At 46.0% G+C, this 18143-nt stretch carries 15 protein-coding genes; 6 read left to right on the forward strand and 9 right to left on the reverse strand.

Annotated features, from left to right (window positions below; translation table 11 throughout):
• Positions 1 to 2: 2 nt before the first annotated feature.
• Complete coding sequence (locus FNE76_RS04380) at positions 3 to 1829, reverse strand: DUF342 domain-containing protein (RefSeq protein WP_120948364.1); 1827 nt, start codon at positions 1827 to 1829, stop codon at positions 3 to 5.
• A gap of 141 nt (positions 1830 to 1970) precedes the next feature.
• Here FNE76_RS04380 and murJ point away from each other — a divergent pair, with 141 nt between their 5' ends.
• The 4 genes from murJ to FNE76_RS04400 all read left to right on the forward strand — a co-directional run bounded on the left by murJ (position 1971) and on the right by FNE76_RS04400 (position 6676).
• Entirely contained in the window at positions 1971 to 3434 is a 1464-nt protein-coding gene (gene murJ, locus FNE76_RS04385) for a murein biosynthesis integral membrane protein MurJ (protein ID WP_143928396.1), read from the forward strand.
• A 17-nt stretch (positions 3435 to 3451) separates the two neighbouring features.
• Complete coding sequence (gene cysS, locus FNE76_RS04390) at positions 3452 to 4882, forward strand: cysteine--tRNA ligase (protein ID WP_120948363.1); 1431 nt, start codon at positions 3452 to 3454, stop codon at positions 4880 to 4882.
• Positions 4883 to 4974: 92 nt separating this feature from the next.
• Complete coding sequence (locus tag FNE76_RS04395; RefSeq protein WP_120948362.1) at positions 4975 to 5997, forward strand: aliphatic amidase; 1023 nt, start codon at positions 4975 to 4977, stop codon at positions 5995 to 5997.
• 94 nt (positions 5998 to 6091) lie between these two features.
• Complete coding sequence (locus FNE76_RS04400; RefSeq protein WP_120948361.1) at positions 6092 to 6676, forward strand: NAD(P)H-dependent oxidoreductase; 585 nt, start codon at positions 6092 to 6094, stop codon at positions 6674 to 6676.
• A 32-nt stretch (positions 6677 to 6708) separates the two neighbouring features.
• Here the strand turns inward: FNE76_RS04400 and FNE76_RS08240 are convergent, their stop codons facing one another.
• From FNE76_RS08240 to flhA, 8 genes are all read right to left on the reverse strand, one after another.
• Positions 6709 to 6864 carry a hypothetical protein gene (locus tag FNE76_RS08240; RefSeq protein WP_162983087.1) on the reverse strand — a complete coding sequence of 52 codons (156 nt, stop codon included), beginning with the start codon at positions 6862 to 6864 and terminating at the stop codon, positions 6709 to 6711.
• A gap of 169 nt (positions 6865 to 7033) precedes the next feature.
• Positions 7034 to 7858, reverse strand: a complete 825-nt coding sequence (locus FNE76_RS04405; protein ID WP_120948360.1) for a 4-hydroxy-3-methylbut-2-enyl diphosphate reductase — start codon at positions 7856 to 7858, stop codon at positions 7034 to 7036.
• Positions 7848 to 9158 (reverse strand): 3-phosphoshikimate 1-carboxyvinyltransferase, encoded by a 1311-nt coding sequence (gene aroA, locus FNE76_RS04410; protein ID WP_120948359.1) that lies wholly within the window; start codon positions 9156 to 9158, stop codon positions 7848 to 7850. The genes FNE76_RS04405 and aroA overlap by 11 nt, the downstream gene beginning before the upstream one ends.
• On the reverse strand, positions 9155 to 11446 hold the full coding sequence (pheT, locus tag FNE76_RS04415; protein WP_120948358.1) for a phenylalanine--tRNA ligase subunit beta: 2292 nt from the start codon (positions 11444 to 11446) through the stop codon (positions 9155 to 9157). The genes aroA and pheT overlap by 4 nt, the downstream gene beginning before the upstream one ends.
• Positions 11446 to 12444, reverse strand: coding sequence for a phenylalanine--tRNA ligase subunit alpha (pheS, locus tag FNE76_RS04420; protein ID WP_120948357.1), 999 nt, complete (start codon positions 12442 to 12444; stop codon positions 11446 to 11448). The genes pheT and pheS overlap by 1 nt, the downstream gene beginning before the upstream one ends.
• Before the next feature lie 9 nt (positions 12445 to 12453).
• On the reverse strand, positions 12454 to 13131 hold the full coding sequence (locus FNE76_RS04425) for a hypothetical protein (RefSeq protein ID WP_120948356.1): 678 nt from the start codon (positions 13129 to 13131) through the stop codon (positions 12454 to 12456).
• 27 nt (positions 13132 to 13158) lie between these two features.
• On the reverse strand, positions 13159 to 14244 hold the full coding sequence (locus tag FNE76_RS04430) for a DHH family phosphoesterase (protein WP_120948355.1): 1086 nt from the start codon (positions 14242 to 14244) through the stop codon (positions 13159 to 13161).
• A gap of 8 nt (positions 14245 to 14252) precedes the next feature.
• Entirely contained in the window at positions 14253 to 16451 is a 2199-nt protein-coding gene (gene flhA, locus FNE76_RS04435; RefSeq protein ID WP_120948354.1) for a flagellar biosynthesis protein FlhA, read from the reverse strand.
• A gap of 122 nt (positions 16452 to 16573) precedes the next feature.
• On the opposite strand from flhA, the gene rpsO reads away from it, so the two are divergent.
• Positions 16574 to 16846 (forward strand): 30S ribosomal protein S15, encoded by a 273-nt coding sequence (gene rpsO, locus FNE76_RS04440; RefSeq protein ID WP_104740018.1) that lies wholly within the window; start codon positions 16574 to 16576, stop codon positions 16844 to 16846.
• An 81-nt stretch (positions 16847 to 16927) separates the two neighbouring features.
• The gene (locus FNE76_RS04445; RefSeq protein WP_235852362.1) at positions 16928 to 18118 is read left to right on the forward strand and encodes an O-antigen ligase family protein; all 1191 of its coding nucleotides are present in this window, start codon (positions 16928 to 16930) and stop codon (positions 18116 to 18118) included.
• Positions 18119 to 18143: the final 25 nt, after the last annotated feature.

The raw sequence follows: 18143 nt of genomic DNA on the forward strand, positions 1-18143 counted from the left end.
AGCTAAAACTTGTTGATGTGCTGGCGGCTATTGACCCTTACCAGTCGGTCGCCCTCTTCATCTAAGAGAAAATCCGTCATCTCGCCACTTTCGGTCAAAATACTTTGGTTTCTCCCGCTGTAAGTTTTGATGCAACTAATTGTGTTAAAAGCCGTCCAAGGGCTATCAATATGCAACTTGGCTTGCTTCATACCCGCCTCAATTTGCACCAACTGATCTAAAAACTTATGGTTAAGGTCTTGGATCTTTAAGATGTAGAGGTGCAAAATTTTAACTCTTTTTAAGCAGTCCATAAAATCGTAGTAAATCCGCTTGATGGACTCCTCCTCAATGAGGGCTTTGCGCGTAGCGACATCAGCGTTCCGGATCTTATCGATAGTGGGTTGGTGCTTTTGCACAAAAATATTGAGCTTTTGGTATTGCGCCATGACTTTTTGTGCCTTTTCTTTGTAGATCACCATCGACTCTTTGGTCTCCTCTAAAATCTGCTTGCTCTCTGGTTCAGCAAAGGCTGAAAAACAAAATTTATTCTCATTCCCTTCCACATTTTCTAACGAGCAAAGAGAGGAAAAATAAAAGGCATTGTTAGATTTAACCTGTTTTAAGTTAATCTCTTTGGCAAAGATTTGGCTACCACTACTGGCCTCTATTTGGCAATTTTGGGCGATGATCGTCCCTCTATCAGCATATTTGCACTGCACATTTTTGCCTTTGCACAGACCCTTATTATTGGTGATCGTGATCTCATCGGCCTCGACACTGCTATCCGCGTGTAACTGCCCCTCGATCACCACCTTTTGAGCGACTAAATTGACATTTTTACCCACATTCCCCTTGATAAAAATCTCCTTAGCCTCCACCCGCAAATTGGTTTCGATGGCATTATCAATCTCATTTTTAGCGGTAATATGGAGCGAAGGGCCTTTTTCTACACCCCCCAAAAACATGGGCATGCCCGTGCTTTTCATCTCGGTGTAGGTGTTTTTAGTAAAACTCTTGAGTTTGTCATCGACCAAAGCCACATATTGGGCAATTTTGGAGGAATAGACCACTTTGGTGGGCAAATCTTGGACATCAAAGGCTTCGTTGCTATATTCCAGCGCAAAGGGGGTAATCTCTTGCTCTTTGACCACGACGATCTGCCCTTTGAGGTCCCGTCCGCTCACACCTTGAGCGGGCTTGATATACTCTAGCACAACCTCGCCTTCTCCTGCGCCATAAATAGCATTGAGGGGGGCTTCTTCTTGATTTTTGCGTTCCCAATTCTCTTTGAGGATAAAACACAGAAGACCGGGCTTGTTAGGAGTATAACGCGCACTTTTAAGTAAAATCGTGCCGGGCTGTTTGTCTTGGGTAGCATAATCGGCTAATTCTTTTTTAAAAGCCGTGTGCTGGGCACTCATTTGGCGCAATATGATCTTATTGAGGGCCATCCAAGATTCGATGTAGTCGCAAATTTCATCAAAAAGTCCCTCATTATTCACAATCAAACAGGGGTTCTCAAAGACAACAAAGAGTTTGTCATTCTCCTCAGAAACCTCCAAATCCAAAAAGTAACGGAACAGTCTTTTTTTAATACAAATATCGTAGCGTTGGATTACGCTTAACCTAGTATTTTCAAAAAAGACATCATCATCAATTTGTTTGGCATTCTCCCCCCCCAAAACTTTGTATTCAGCTTTCGCCTCAAAGCGCACTAAAGTATGCACTTTTAAGAGATCGAACCATAAATCATGAACATCTAAATCATAAGCCTGAGCCACTTTCTCCAGCTCTGCTTGGATGTCCCCACAATTTTCAACCACTTTAGAATAAAACTCGCCCGCCAAATTAATCCCTTAGCTTAAATCGCTATGTTACTCATGTTACTCTTGATCCCGCCAATTATGGTGTGCGATTGTAGTATAATTCTCTTAAAAGTGTAATTAATCAAATCAAGGGTTGCCCCAAATTAAATTAGCGGAGTGCTTTTGCTTAAAAAATTCTTTTTGACCACCAGCTCGGGGATTTTGTGCTCACGCATTGCCGGATTTGTGCGCGATTTATTGAGTGCGTCCATCTTGGGGAGCGGGTTGTATAGCGATATTTTCTTTGTAGCGTTTAAATTCCCCAACCTTTTTAGGCGAATCTTTGCCGAGGGGGCTTTTACCCAAAGCTTTTTGCCCGCCTTTATAGCCAGCAAGCACAAGGGGGCTTTTAGTGTGAGCGTGCTTGTGATCTTTAGCGCGCTCTTAATGCTTTTTTCCTTACTTGTGAGTTTGTATGCGCCCTTTTTCACCAAACTTTTAGCCTATGGTTTTGATGCACGCACCATTACCCTAGCCCAAAACATCGTGGCGATCAATTTTTATTACCTGCTCTTGGTCTTTCTAGCCACCTTTTTTGGGGCGTTATTGCAATATAAAAACCACTTTTTTGTGAGCGCATACCAAACCATCTTGCTTAATTTGGGCATGATTGCCGCACTTTTGCTAGGCAAAGATAAAGACTTGCTAGAAGTGGTCTATTATTTGAGCTATGGCGTGCTGATTGGGGGGATAGGGCAGGTGGTGGTGCATTTTTACCCCCTCTATGTCTTGGGTTTTGGCAAACTCTTTAGGGTTGGCTTGGAGCAAATTTACTTGTGTTTTAAAAATCCCAGCCAAGCGCGCAAAAAAGCCACTCTTAAGGGCGATCTCAAGGGCTTTTTCAAGCAATTTTTCCCCAGCGTGCTGGGCAACTCGGCTAGCCAAATTTCCTCTTTTATTGACACGCTCTTAGCCTCTTTTTTGGCAACTGGTAGCATTTCCTATCTTTACTATGCCAACCGCGTTTTCCAACTCCCCCTAGCTCTCTTTGCCATTGCCATTTCCACCGCCCTATTCCCCACCATCGCCAAAGCCATTAAAAACGCCCAACAAGATGTAGCCATCCAGCACCTCCAACAAGCTTTATATTTTTTAACCGCTATGCTCTTGCTCTGCACTTTAGGGGGATTGCTCTTAAGCCCGCTGATCATTTCCCTACTCTTTGAGCGTGGGCAATTTGGGGCTCAAGATGTGATTCAAAGTGTTGCAGTTTTTAGAATGTATTTGGTGGGTCTCTTGCCCTTTGGGCTAGCCAAAATCTTTTCACTTTGGCTCTACGCACACCACCAGCAACTCAAAGCCGCCAAAATCTCCCTCTACTCTCTGATCTTTGGGACTATTTGTTCTTTAAGCTTAATGCCCTATTTGCAGGCTAGCGGTCTAGCCCTCTCTAGCTCCCTAGCGGGCTTTTTGCTCTGCTTTTTAAACATTAAGGCTTTTGGATTTAAGCGCTTTTTGGGCATGATCACGCCCAAAGCTCTTTTAAAATTAGCCAGCTTTTTAGCCCTAGAAACTCTAGCATTACTCTTATTTCTGTGGTGCTTGGAGGCTTGGCACACACAAGATGCCCTCCAACTCCTATTTTAACGATCCAAAGGTAAAACATGAAACCCACTTACTACATTTATGATAGCCACCAGCAACAAAAAGTGCCTCTAGAGCCTATCCAGCCCGATTTGGTTAAGATTTACATCTGTGGGCCTACAGTCTATGATTATTCTCACTTAGGGCATGCTAGAAGTGCTATCGCCTTTGATCTGCTCAAACGCACCCTAGAGCTTAGCGGATATGGCGTGCAGATTGTCAAAAATTTTACCGACATTGATGATAAGATTATCCACAAAGCCCGCCAAGAACAAACCAATATCAAAACCCTCAGCGAGTATTTTATTGCTAGCTATTTAGAGGACATGCAGGCTTTGGGTGTGCAACGCGCCCATTTAGAGCCTCGGGCTAGCCAGCATTTAGAAAGCATGGCCCTGATGATCCAAACCCTCTTAGACAAGGGTTGTGCCTACAAAACCAGCAATGGGGACATCTATTTAGACACCACGCGCGATTCGCATTATGGGGCTTTGAGCGCACATAGTTTGGATCAAGAGAGCTTAAGCCGCATTGAGGATAACCCCCATAAACGCCATGAAAAGGACTTTGCGCTGTGGAAAGCTTACAAGGACGACTCCGATGTGGGCTATGAAAGCGCGGTTGGCAAAGGGCGGCCCGGCTGGCATATTGAATGCTCGGCGATGATCTTTGCCAATTTGGCTTACAGCCAACAGCCCTATCAAATTGACATCCACGGGGGTGGGTCGGACTTATTTTTCCCCCACCATGAAAACGAGGCGAGCCAAACCCGTTGCGCCTTTGATCAAGAATTGGCCAAGTATTGGATGCACAATGGTTTTGTCAATATCTCGGGGCAAAAGATGAGTAAGAGTCTAGGCAATAGCTTTTACATCAAGGACGCGCTCAAGGTCTATGATGGGGAGATTTTGCGTAATTACCTCTTAGGCACGCATTACCGCGCGATTTTGCACTTCAACGAAGAGGATTTGCTTGTGCATAAAAAACGCCTAGACAAGCTTTATCGCCTCAAGAAACGTGCTCTAGAGTTGGCACAACCTAGTCTAAATAATGCCCATAGTCCCTTTGCCAACGCCCTCTTAGAGTGCATGCAAGATGATTTGAATATTTCTAAGGCTCTAAGTGTGCTGGAGGAACACCTACGCCTTTTAAATGAAAGCTTGGACAATGCGCTCAAGACCATTAAAAAACAAAAAGCCCAAGAAATTTTGCAAGATTTAGCCTTTGTAGAAACACTTTTAGGATTAGGGGGCAAAGACCCCACGCTTTATTTCCAACTGGGCGTAGATGGGGCACTTAAAACCTATATTGAGACGCAAATCCAGTTGCGCTTGCAAGCCAAACAAGCTAAAAATTTTGCCCTAGCCGATCGCATAAGAGAGGAGCTAGCCACGCAGGGCATTTTATTGATGGATCAAGTGGGGGGCACAACTTGGGAGAAGTTATGGTAATTATTTTTTATTAATAGATCATTTAAGATTGGGGTGTAGAGTGCGCCCTCGGAGTGCCAAGCTCTAATTTAATTTAAATCTAAGGAGATTGCATGAGACACGGAGATATTAGCAGTAGCCCCGATACTGTAGGCGTGGCGGTGGTCAATTATAAGATGCCCAGGTTGCACACCAAGGCACAGGTACTAGAGAATTGCCACAACATCGCCAAGGTGATCCATGGGGTCAAACAAGGTTTGCCCGGACTAGACCTAATTATTTTCCCCGAATACAGCACGCATGGGATTATGTACGACAAACAAGAGATGTTTGACACTGCGGCGAGTGTTCCGGGGGAAGAGAGTGCTATTTTTTCTGAAGCTTGTAAGAAAAATAAAGTTTGGGGCGTGTTTTCTTTGACGGGGGAAAAACACGAAGATCCTAAGAAAAACCCCTATAACACCTTGATCCTCATCAATGACAAGGGCGAGATCGTGCAAAAATACCGCAAGATTTTGCCTTGGTGTCCTATTGAATGCTGGTATCCGGGGGATAAAACCTATGTGGTAGAGGGACCTAAGGGCTTGAAGGTTTCTTTGATTATCTGTGATGATGGCAACTATCCGGAGATTTGGCGCGATTGTGCGATGAGAGGGGCCGAGCTCATCGTGCGCTGTCAGGGCTACATGTATCCGGCTAAAGAACAGCAAATTACAATGGTCAAAGCGATGGCGTGGGCTAATCAGTGTTATGTGGCTGTGGCAAACGCGACCGGTTTTGATGGGGTGTATTCTTATTTTGGGCACTCTAGCATCATCGGTTTTGATGGGCGCACTCTGGGCGAATGCGGAGAAGAGGAAAATGGACTCCAATACGCCCAACTCTCTGTGCACCAAATCCGCGATGCTAGAAAGTACGATCAGAGTCAAAACCAACTCTTTAAACTCTTGCACCGCGGTTATAGCGGGGTTTTTGCTAGTGGTGATGGCAATAAGGGTGTGGTGGAATGCCCTTTTGAGTTCTATAAAACTTGGGTCAATGATCCCAAAAAGGCTCAAGAAAATGTAGAAAAATTCACCCGCTCAAGCGTGGGTGTGGCCGCTTGCCCAGTCTATGATTTGCCCCATAAGGACTAATTAGGCTTTTCTTGGAGGGGATGGGCTAAGGTAGGCTACATGGAGGGGACATGCCTAGCCAACTCTTCTTCACAACACATTTTTAAGGATCACCATGCAGATTTTGTTGCTCAATGGGGCTAAAGCATTCGGGCACTCACACGGGCGTTTAAACACCACTTTGCATAACCATGCCGTACAGGTGTTGCAAGATTTGGGGCATAGCGTGGTGCAAACCCACATCGATCAAGGCTATGACTTAGAGGAGGAAGTGGCTAAGATTTTAAACGCCAATGCCTTGATTTGGCAAATGCCGGGTTGGTGGATGGGTGAGCCGTGGGTGGTGAAAAAATACATCGATGAGGTTTTCATGGCAGGGCATGGGAAATTGTGGCAAAACGATGGGCGTAGCCACACCGCCCCCACCAAGAATTACGGCACAGGGGGGCTCATTCAGGGCAAAAAATACATGTTTTCACTCACTTGGAACGCCCCTGCTGAGGCTTTCACCAACAAAGAGGAATTTTTTGGGGGCGTGGGCGTGGATGGGGTGTATTTGCACTTGCACAAAGCCAACCAATTTTTAGGCATGCAGGCTTTACCCACCTTCATCTGCCATGATGTTATCAAAGACCCGCAGATAGAACAATACTTTAAAAATTACACCGCACATTTAAACAAGGTCTTTGGTCATCTTTAAACAATCCGCTTTTTTGGCTCAGTTATCTAATTCTAGGGGTTGGCAAAAAATGTAGGATTATCCTCAGAGTTTAAGGGCAGAGTCTCGCCCTTAGTAAAAGAGTCAGAGTTGCGACCTTGATTCTTGCTCGCTAAATTCATAGAATTGTCATAAGCGGTTACGACCCATTTGCGCTCCCCCACCTCCATTAAGCCCTACCTTTACCATCCACAAAGCCTATAAAAAAGTCTTGGGACAATATTTTTTGATGCGCTATGAGATAGTCACTTCTGTTTTTAGCCTCATCTCCCTGTGTACTGGTCGTGGCACTTAAAATAAATTTTTTGGATAACAATTTTGGTTTTTACCCATGCAACCCTAAAATCCTAAAATCTTCTCCCTCACATCGGCGATGATCCAATCAGGAGTTGAAGCCCCAGCACTAATACCACAGAGGGTTTTGCCCACAAACCATGTGGGATCAAGGTCGTTAAAATCCTCCACCAAGTAACTATCAGCGCAAAACTCTTTGGCAATATTGAAAAGTTGCTTGGTGTTAGAAGAACTCTTGCCCCCCACAATCACCATAATATCTACCTCTTGGCTCAAGTCCCGCACCGCCTCTTGGTTGTCAAAGGTGGCGTTACAAATGGTGTTGAAAATGCGCACTTCGGCACAATGAGTGATCAAAAAGCTGGCAATCTCTAAAAGTTTAGGGGTTTGTTTGGTGGTTTGGGACACGAGGGCGACCCTTTTGCCTAGCTTTTGGGTTTGCAATTCTGCTAAAGAAGCCACTACTAGGGGGGGCGTACTTGAGTAGCTAATCACGCCTTTAACTTCGGGGTGGTTAGCATCCCCAAAGATCACGATCTGGTAACCTTGTGCGCTCATTTTTTCCACAATCTGCTGGGGTTTGATCACATAGGGGCAGGTCGCATCAATGATGCGTACACCTTCATCTTGCAACAAGGCCAAATCATCTTTAGGGATGCCATGTGTGCGGATAATCACGCTTTTTTGCGATTTAATCGCACCCACATCTTCTTGCACACGGACATTAAAATCGCGCTCCAAGCGTTCGATCTCTTTGGGATTGTGGATGAGCGGTCCTAGAGAGACGCTATTTTTATTCTTTTGGGCGATCTCAATGGCGCGCTTCACGCCAAAGCAAAAGCCGTAATTTTTAGCCATTTTAACTTCCATCAGCTACCTTAAGCGGGACAATGCGCCCTAAGATTTCTAAAAATTGGGGGAAGGAGATCGCCATGCAGGTGGCATTTTTGAGTACACCACCACAGGTTAATAAAGCGGTGGCAAAACTTAAAGCGATGCGGTGATCGCCAAAACTCTCTAGGGGCTCTTTGGGGCACTTTAAACTACTACCCACGATCTCAAAACCATCTTCTAGGGCGTGGCACTCAATACCCATTTTTTGCAAATTGGTTAAGGTCGTAGTGATGCGATCGCTCTCTTTAAAGCGTAACTCTTTGGCATTACGCACTACACTAACCCCCTTAGCTACTGCCATAGCCACGCCCAAAGCAGGCAGTTCATCGATCAAAAAGGCGATGTTTTCTTGGATTTGTACCGCTTTTAAGGAGCGGTGTTCCACATAAATATCCCCCACAGGTTCGATCTCTTGGGTTTTGGGGTAAAATTCTACATGTGCACCCATTTTCTCTAAAACTTTAAAGGCTTCGATGCGGGTGGGGTTAAGTAGGATATTTTGGAGCAAAACACGGCTTTGGGGCACTAAGACCACCGCTAGGGCAAAGTAAAATGCGCTGGAGGGGTCAGCCGGGATAGCCCATTCAAAACTCTCTAGGGGTTTGCTTAAAGGCTCTAGGGTGATGCGCTGATCGCTAATTTGGATATTTGCGCCCAGTGCTTTTAACATGCGTTCGCTGTGATCGCGACTTAAAAAAGGCTCGCTAAAAGTGGTCGGACTACTCGCCTGCAGGGTGGCTAGCAAAACCGCGCTCTTGACTTGTGCGGAGGGCATGGGGCTTGCGTAGTTAATCCCATGCAAGGGCGTGCTTAAAATGCTTAGAGGGGCTAGGGAATTTTGCGCGCGCCCATCAATGCGCGCGCCCATTTGAGTTAAGGGGACAATCACACGCCCCATTGGGCGTTTGTTGAGCGAGGAATCGCCACTTAAGACGTAGTGTTGCCGGAGAGTTTGGCTGGAGCTTAACAGTCCTGCAAAAAGGCGCATGGTCGTGCCCGAGTTATGGCAATTTAGAGGCTTGGTAGGCTCGCTAAAGCGTAAAAAATCTCGGGGCGGGGTGAGCTTGAAGGTGTGTCGTTTTTTTTGCACACCCAAACCTAGAGCCTTGCTGGTGGCTAGAGTGCTCAAACAATCCTTGGCGCATAGGGGGTGATGCACCACAGAGGGCTTATTGGTTAGCAAGGCTAGTATAAAAGCGCGGTGGCTCAAAGATTTATCTGGGGGGAGTTGATCTAGACTGAGATCAAAACTCTTGGCTGGCTGAATTGCAATCATTTGAGTCTAGCCTTAAAGCGTGTACTTAGGATGTGGAGCACGCGATCCACCACTTCTTGTAATTGGCTATCTACAAGGGATTCTTGGGATTGGATTTTTAGACGCAGACTCAAGGCGATCTCTTGGGGGCTTTGAGAATAGACATCTAGGGCAAAGACTTCTTTTAGGTGGGGGATTTGGGCTTGTTGGATACTCTTTTTGAGATCGCTGAAGTGTAATTCTTTGCCCACTAAAATGGTTAAATCTCTAAAGCTGGTGGGGAGTTTTGAAAACTCCTGGATTTTGTGGGGTTTGGGGTTTAGATGCGCGCTAAAGACCTCAGCGATGAAACCCTCTAGCAAATCATGTTTTTGGACTAAAATCGGGTTAAGGGCACCCACAACGCCGATTTTTACGCCCTCTTGGAATATCCATGCGCTTTGGTAGGGGTGGTAGGTGGTGTTCAAATAGGGTTGGTCTTGGCGTTGTTGGGGGCTAATGGGGTGCAATTCAAAGACTCCTAGAATGCGTGCAAGCGTGGCAGTAAAGCTATAAAAATCCCATTCTAAGCCCTTGGGGTGGGGGTAGTGGGGGAGGGTTTGCAAACCAGTAGCCAGAAAAGCCAAACTGGGTTGTTCGGTGCGTTGGGTGTCATAGACACTACCCAATTCAAACAACGCCACACTTTTAAAACCCAAATTTTTATTACGCCCCAAGGCTTCTAAGAGTCCGGGGATTAAAGAGGTGCGTAGGGTGTCAAGATCGCTATTAATGGGGTTGAATAAGTCTAGGTCTTCTTGCAGGGTGGGGTAACCTAGGACTTCTAATTGCTCTTTTTTAGCAAAAAGATAATGCACCACCTCCTTAAAACCCCATGCTAGGGCTTTGATAGCTATTTGGTGCTCAAAGAGATAGCGTGTGTAATGGGGGTTGGCCCCCGTGCTTTCATAGATGAATAAAGGACTCTTGGGCAGATCATCTAGGCCTTGTATGCGCAAAATCTCTTCGGCGATGTCAGGAATTGCGCTGATGTCATGCCTAAAGGGGGGGATGGTGGCTAGGAATTGATCGTCTTGATCGCATAACTCAAAACCCAATGCATTTAAAATCTCTTGTATGCGTTCTTTGCTGGGTGTTTGCCCCAAAATATCCCCGATGTCTTGGGGGCTAAAGTTGAGGGTTTTAGTGGACAGAGTAGGCGTGCTAGGGGGGCTCACTTGCAAGCTAGCTTGGGGTGCAAAGCGTTGGAGCAAAAAAGCTAGCCACTCCAAACCCACTAACACCTGTGGATTACTCCCGCGCTTAGAGCGATAAGTCAGCGTGGGGCTATTTTCCATAGGGTGGGCGTGCAGACTCTGGCACACATGCTCAGGGTCTATAAAACTTGCCTCGATAAGATAGGGCGCACTGGTGGGTAAGCTAGGGGGGCTAACGCCCAACACAGAGAGGGTTTGGGCGTGATCGCCCACGCACACAAAACCCGCGCCATTGATACCCACTTCTAGGCGCACATGGGGGTAGGCATGTAAGAGCACGCCACTAAGATAGGTGGCATATTCTAAGAAATTGGCTAGGGGGTCAGACTGTAGATTGTGTTGCAGGGCGAGATTGAGGGCAATCTCTAGAGGCATAGAGGGCTTCAAATCAAGCAAGGCGTAATTAAGCGCGCAAGGGGAGAGATTTGAGGCAATTTGGATGTCCAAGGACGCACCAATAGTTAGCTTAGGGGGAGATTTGAGGGGCAAATGATAGAGCGCGCTAATCTCACGCGCCAATCCTAACACGCTCAAGCAATCGCCCCGATTGGGGGTGAGCGCAATATCTAAAAGCGTGCCTTTAAAAAAGGGCAAGTCTTTTAGAGACGCACCTAACCTAAGGGGTTTATCATGGTTGATACTGCTATCTAAGATCAAAATCCCCTCATTGGTTTTAGGCAAACCTAGTTCCACAGCCGAGCAGAGCATGCCCAAACTCTCCACACCCCTTAAGTTGCTTGCTTGTATGCTGAGATCGGGTAAATGCGCCCCAATCAGTGCCACAGCCACAAACTGCCCCACACCCACATTACCCGCCCCACACACAATTTGCAAGACTTTAGAGCCAATATCCACTTGGCAAACATGTAACTTGGTGGCATCTGAGTGTTGGGTGCACTCCAAGATTTGACCCACCACCACCAAATCAGGCAGATTAAAGGGGGTTGCACTTTCTACCTCCAAGCCAATATAGCTTAAATCCGCACACAGAGTAGATACATCGGGTAAAGACCCCTCCAAAAAATCGCGTAGAGTGTCAGTGTTAAGGAGCATTAAAAGCCCTCCAAGAGGCGTAAATCGGTTTCAAACAGACTTCTAAGATCATTAATCCCACAAGTGAGCATGGTGAGGCGTTCAATGCCTAGTCCAAAGGCATACCCGCTCACATTCTCTAACCCCGCATGTTTAAAGACAGCTGGATGTACACAGCCTGCCCCCAACACTTCCAACCAGCCGGTATGTTTGCACACCTTACAACCCTCTTGGGCACAAAACACACAACTAATATCCACCTCTGCGCTAGGCTCGGTGAAGGGAAAAAAGCTAGAACGCCAACGCACCTTGACACCCCCAAAAAAATCATGCAAAAAGTCCTCTAAAACCTGCTTTAAGTGCCCAAAATGCACTTTTTGGGCGTGATCCACCACCAAACCCTCCACTTGGGAGAACATGGGGGTGTGTGTGGTGTCATAATCGCGCCTAAAAGTGGGGCCCACGCCAATCATCTTGATCGGGGGTTTTTGGGTCTGCATGGCATGTATTTGGGTGGGCGAGGTGTGGGTGCGTAATAACTTATGATCTTTAAAATAAAAGGTGTCTTGCATGTCGCGTGCGGGGTGGTAGCCGGGCATGTTGAGCATGTCAAAATTATACCGCTCCTCTTCTACCAGCGTGCCTACATGCAGTTTGAATCCTTGTTGGGTAAAATAGGTGATGATGCGATCTTTGGTGTAACTTAAAGGATGCCCTAGACTAGAACCCAAGGTGCTATTAGCCAAAGTGGGATCGATGGCTTGGGCGCGCAATTTAGCCTCTAGCTCCAAATCCTGTAATTCTTTTTTTTTGCTGGCATGTACACGGACGAAGGCTTCTTTAAAGGTGTTGAGCTCTTGGGCCTTTTGGGTTTTTTCTTTGCCCTCTAGCTTTTTAAGTGCACTAAACTCTTGGGTGAGCACCCCCTTTTTGCCTAAGACTTGGAGGCGCAAGGTTTCTAAATCCTTAAGGTCGCCAACCTCTTGGATTTGGGTGAGTAAATTTTTTAAAGTTTGCAAAAAAAATCCCTATTGTGTAATATCAATCTTAAAGGCATGGAGTTCATTTTCTAGCAAGACTTGCACCACAAGAGTGCCCGGGACAATGTATTTTGAATTAATCACAACAAACCCGCCTCTAGCTTTGCCTCCGGGCTTGAGGGTGGAGCGTTTGAGGTAGTTGATTGCCATGATCTTGAAGGCTTGGCGCTCCTCTTGTTCGATGGCTTGCGTTTGGGCATCATCCATCATCATAAAGGGCATGCCAAACATCATGTCATAGGCTAAGAAATCGCCCTGCCCGTAGTAAAACATGGGGGGTGCCATCACATCTGTAGCAGATGAGGTGGGCACGGCGATATTGAATTTCTGCAAGGCAGGCTCAAAGTCATAGCTAGAACGCATCATCTGGTTAAAATTTAAGACTGATAGACTCTTGCCATTTTCGCTCACAGAAATATGAGAAGTATCAAAATCCACCGGATCGCCCCCAATCACCTGAGCCCCCACATACAGCACCAAAGGTGGGTTATCAATCCCTTTGAGTTTTTTTTGTGCCACCTCCACTTGCACCTTAGAACGCGCCTTAGAAGAGGTCAAAACCTGAATCCCATTGTTGTAACTGGAGACATTCTCGGGCTTGATCTGATAGCTCACACACCCACTTAAAACTATCGTCAGCAAAAAACACGCAAACCACGACCTCATATTGACTCCTTTAGAATATCGATTGGACTAAAATTGGAAACGATTGCCAAAAAAGCCATAATCCGTTTCCGTTGTTTTATTCAATGCCTTTTCCACCTGCTCCTTGATGTCATAATAGCTAAAACTTTCTTTAAATCCTTCGATTCTACCCCCGCTGGCGTTTTTATGCCCGCCACCATTAAAATATTGCTTACTTAGGTTACTAACATCGCATTTGCCATTGGAGCGCAAGCTCACATTGCCCCTAGGATTGACATCCATATAAAAGTCAAATTCGCTATTTTGGCACAAAAATAAATTCGCCAACACGCTAATCCCGCCCATGGAGTAGCTTAAAAACCCACGCTTGCCTTCACAATAAACGCTACACTCCTCTTTTTTTTGGGATAACAACGCCACTTGGGCATTAGAAGCAATGTTGTCCATGATTTCTTGATCGGGGTTGCCCCCTAGGGCGATTTTTTTTAACCTAAAAAGATCGTTATCAAAGATCACCGCGCCATTTTCCTTGGCAATATAGTCTTGGGCTTGCTCCAAGAGGGCAAATTTATAGTTGCGGTGTTCGGTGTCAAACATAAAACGGTTAAGCTCAGAACTCCCAGCAATCATGCGCATACACACCTTGCCTAATTCAAACCCAAATTCTCCCTCTTTCCAAATATCGATGGAATTGATCATCTCCACCATCGATTCTAGGCTTGTCAAATCTTGCAGGGGGGGATATTGGGCTTTGAGGGTTTCAAAAGTGATCTTAGAAGCACTGCGATCCACATCTAAATGATACCAATGGTAAGTCTCAGCAGCCTCCTTGCCAGTGATATGGTGATCTAAGAGCAAGAGTTGCACCTCAGCACCCTGTGAGCGTAAGCCATCGCTTTGTTTTTGCAAAAACTCCGCCTCGCCTAAGCTGAGATTCAAATCTGTAACCAAAACCAAAAACTGCTTGTGCTGGTTGGCTTGTGCTTGCAAGGCATCAGCGATTTCATGCAATCTAGCTGAAACCTCTCGCCCATAATTGGCATTGTAGTAGGTGATGTTCTCAAAAAAATGGTGGCTAATGAATTGGCAACCATAGCCATCTAAATCAATGTGGGATAAATGAAAAACCTGCATCAGTGTCCTTAAAAATTAATGTTGATCGTGCCTAGCACTTCGTATTTAGCATTGGTGTCTAATTCGGCGTGGCTTAAAACTACGATGTCAATTTTAAATTGCTCCATCTTAGAGGAGAGCGGGCGGCGCAACTCGGGATCGACAATGAGGATCACCGGAGCAACCCCACGTTGTAAAATTTTCATCGACTCGGCGGAGATATTCTCAATGAGTTGTTGCATCTCGGTCGCGTTTAAAAGCAAGAACTTACCAGAGGGTTGATCTTTGAGTTTGTTAAGTAAATGTTGCTCGGTGGCTGTGCCTAAAGTGAGTAATTTTAAGCTCCCATCCTCAGATTTAAAAATATTGGTGATGACTCTTGAGAGGCGCGCGCGCACCTGCTCGGTTAAAATGGTGATGTCATTTTGCACGCTGGGGGCAATGTCGGTAATGGTCTCTAAGATAGTCAGCATATCCCTAATGGGGATTTTCTCATGCAAGAGTTCTTGTAAGACAGAGCGGATAACCCCTGTGGGGATTTTTTTTGCCTCCTCAATGATGGCGGGGTAATCATTGGCTAAGCGATCTAAAAGCGATTTGACCTCATCCTTGGTGATGAACTCCTCAGCGTATTTTTTGACTAATTCGCTCGTGTGGGTGGCAATCACCGTGGAGGGGTCAATGATGGTATAACCCTGAATGATCGCCTCCTCTTTGTCTTTGGGCTCAATCCAAAGTGCGTCCATACCAAAGGCGGGCTCTTTGGTGGGGATACCCTCAATCTCTTTGCCCGCAAAGCCGGTATTCATCGCCAAGAAACGATCGGGCATCACGCTCCCATCCCCAATACTAATCCCTTTGAGCTTGATCTCATAGTGGGTAGGGGGGAGCTGGAGATTATCTCTAATGCGGATTTGGGGCATGAGAAAGCCATAATCACTGGCAATTTTCTTTCTAATGCCCCGGATGCGCTCTAACAAATCCCCTCCCTGTTTGGTGTCTGCTAGGGAGATGAGCTGGTAGCCCAAAGCCAGCTCTAAAAACTCAATTTTAAGCACCTCATTAATAGCTTGTTCTTCTTCTTTTTTGATCTCCTCGGCACTCTTTTGGGGGCGGGTGATGGGGGCTTGTTCAGTTTGAGTAGTGGCTCTAGTGGCCAGATCGACTCCAGTTTTTTGGCTCAACCACTTCTCAAATTTGACAAATAAATTGTCCTTGCCCTCGCGTGAAATTAGCCATGCGATGAATAAAAACAAACTCCCCACAAAGGCGAGCGAAAATGTGGGTAGGCCCGGGACACTGGCAAAGAGCAAGAGGATAAAGCCCACGATAACGAGGGTTTTACTTTTGTCTGTTAATTGTGTGATGAGTTTGCTAGCAAAATTCTCCTCCTCATGCTGGGTGGTGCGCGTGGCGACAATACCCGTAGCCGTGGCAATGATGAGGGCTGGGATTTGCCCGACCAGCCCATCGCCAATGGTTAAAATGGTAAATGTGGAGGCACTATAAGAGACGCTCATGTCTTTTTGGAAGACCCCCACCAAAAAGCCCCCAATGATGTTGATCAAGGTGATGATGATCGCTGCAATCGCATCGCCCTTGACAAACTTGCTTGCCCCATCCATGGCACCATAAAAATCCGCCTCTTGACTAAGAGTTGCGCGTCTTTTTTTAGCCTCTTCATTATCAATTAATCCCGAGTTTAAATCCGCGTCGATCGCCATTTGTTTGCCCGGCATCGCATCTAGTGCAAAACGCGCACGCACTTCGGTTACACGGGTTGAGCCATTGGTTACCACTAAAAGATTGACCAGCACCAAGATACTAAAGACAATCGCTCCAATGACATAGTTCCCACTCACGCTAAATTCACCAAAGGCACTAATGATGTCGCTAACAGCACTGGGCCCCTTATAGCCTTGTGTTAAAATCATGCGCGTGGTGGCGACATTGAGCGCGAGGCGATAAAGGGTTACAATTAAGAGTAAAGTGGGGAAGGCACTAAAATCGGTGGGCTTGGTGATGTAAAGCCCGATTAAGATGATGAGTACAGAGAGCGCAATCGAAATGGTGAGTAGAAAATCGAGCAAAAAGGGGGGCAAGGGGACAATGATAATCCCCAAAATGGCAATCACAAAGGCAACAACCGTCAAATCCTTAGATTGGCTCAATTGCCTTAAAAAAGGGAAAGTTTTTTTAAGAATGCTCTTTTGCTTATCGCTTGCCACGCCTCTTCAATCAATCCTTACTTCAATTTTTGGGCCAACAGCCCATTTTACAATTTTTCATGTAAAATTTTACTTGTTTTAAGTTATAATGCCACCTTATCAAATTCCTATTAGGAGGTCTTATGGCTTTGGATACGGAGAAAAAACAAGAGATTATGAGGCGCTTTGGGCGTTCTGCTCAAGATACGGGTTCTTGTGAGGTGCAAATTGCGCTTTTGAGTCGCAGGATCGCCGATCTAACCACCCATTTGAAGAGCAACCCCAAGGATCACTCTAGCCGTTTGGGACTTTTAAAACTCGTGGGGCACCGCAAAAACCTACTCCAGTACCTCAAACGCACCCACCACGATCGCTACATGGAGCTCATCCAAGCACTTGGGATCAAAAACCGCTAGCTTGTAATGCAACCCCGCACCCTTAGCCAGTGCGCCACGCTTTTTTTTGCGCTGTTTTTCTTGGCTTCTTTTAAGAAACCCATGCCCCAGATTCTGCTGGTGGTGCTGGCTGTGGGGGCACTCAGCTATTATTGGAAATACAAACTCCCCTTAAGGCTTGATAATCCCACTAAGTGGCTAGCAGGTGCGTTTTTGCTCATGGCAGTTGTTGCATTACCTAATCTATTTGTGGAAAGCGATTTAAAAAGCTGGCATGAAAATTTGCGTCTGCTCAACATGCCCCTAGTCTATATGTTAGGCGTGGCGAGTCTAGTATTTTTAAGTAGCGTTCGGGTATGTTTAAACCAGAGATATCTTTTTTATAGCATGGCACTTGCTTGCACGCTCAATGGCGTGATTGCATTGGTGCAACGCATAGGTTTTGATGTGGCGCGTGTTGTGGGGTTTAGCACAATTGTAGGCTTTGTAACCCTAACATCTGCCGCACTTTTTGGTTGCTACATCTATGCGTTGCATTCCAAACAATTCTCAGAAAAGATATTACTCAGTATAGCGATGCTTTTAGGGTTTGTAGTGGTCTTGTTGAGCGGGACACGCAGTGCCTCTATCGCCTTTGGTACCACATTTGTAATCCTCTCTTTGTTCATTTTATACCGCCAAAAATCTTGGCGTTGTCTGCCCTATATGCTTGTTATCAGCGCGCTTTTTGCCGGGATGTTTGTATCCGTGCACATTTTGGAGAATCAAAAAATCTTGCATGGTCCCAGAAATGCACAAGAGAGTTTTAGCCACGATCTCAAGCTTTATGCCGACAAAAACCCTGATTCGAGCATTGGATCGCGTTTAGCGCGTTGGCAAGAAGCATGGGTGATTGTGCGTCTCTCCCCATTTTTTGGCATGAGCATCAGCACCAAGTGTAAACACATTGCAGAGATCGTAACCCTTGCCCGGTCTTATCGCGATCCTAAGAGTATTGATTGCAAAGAACGCTATGACAATGAAATCTTCAATACCCTCGCCCATAGGGGATTATTGGGACTGTTTGCACTCTTATTACTCTGGGTTGTGGTGTGGCGTGCATTTGCACGCACCTTAGATCAAGACCCCCTAATTAGTCTATTCTTGCTCAGTCTGTTATGCTTTTATATTGTTTTGGGGATCGGGTTTGATCCCTTTGACTTTTTTATTGAGGGGAGTTTTTTTGTGGCTTTGGTAGTCATGGGAGTTCTGCAAACTAGACCCAATCCAAGTCCATCGCCTCTAGCACGCTAGGCATGTCCTAACATAGTCAGCTACA

Origin of the sequence: Helicobacter mehlei (genome assembly GCF_007280785.1) — a bacterium.
GTDB classification, from domain to species: Bacteria; Campylobacterota; Campylobacteria; order Campylobacterales; family Helicobacteraceae; genus Helicobacter; species Helicobacter mehlei.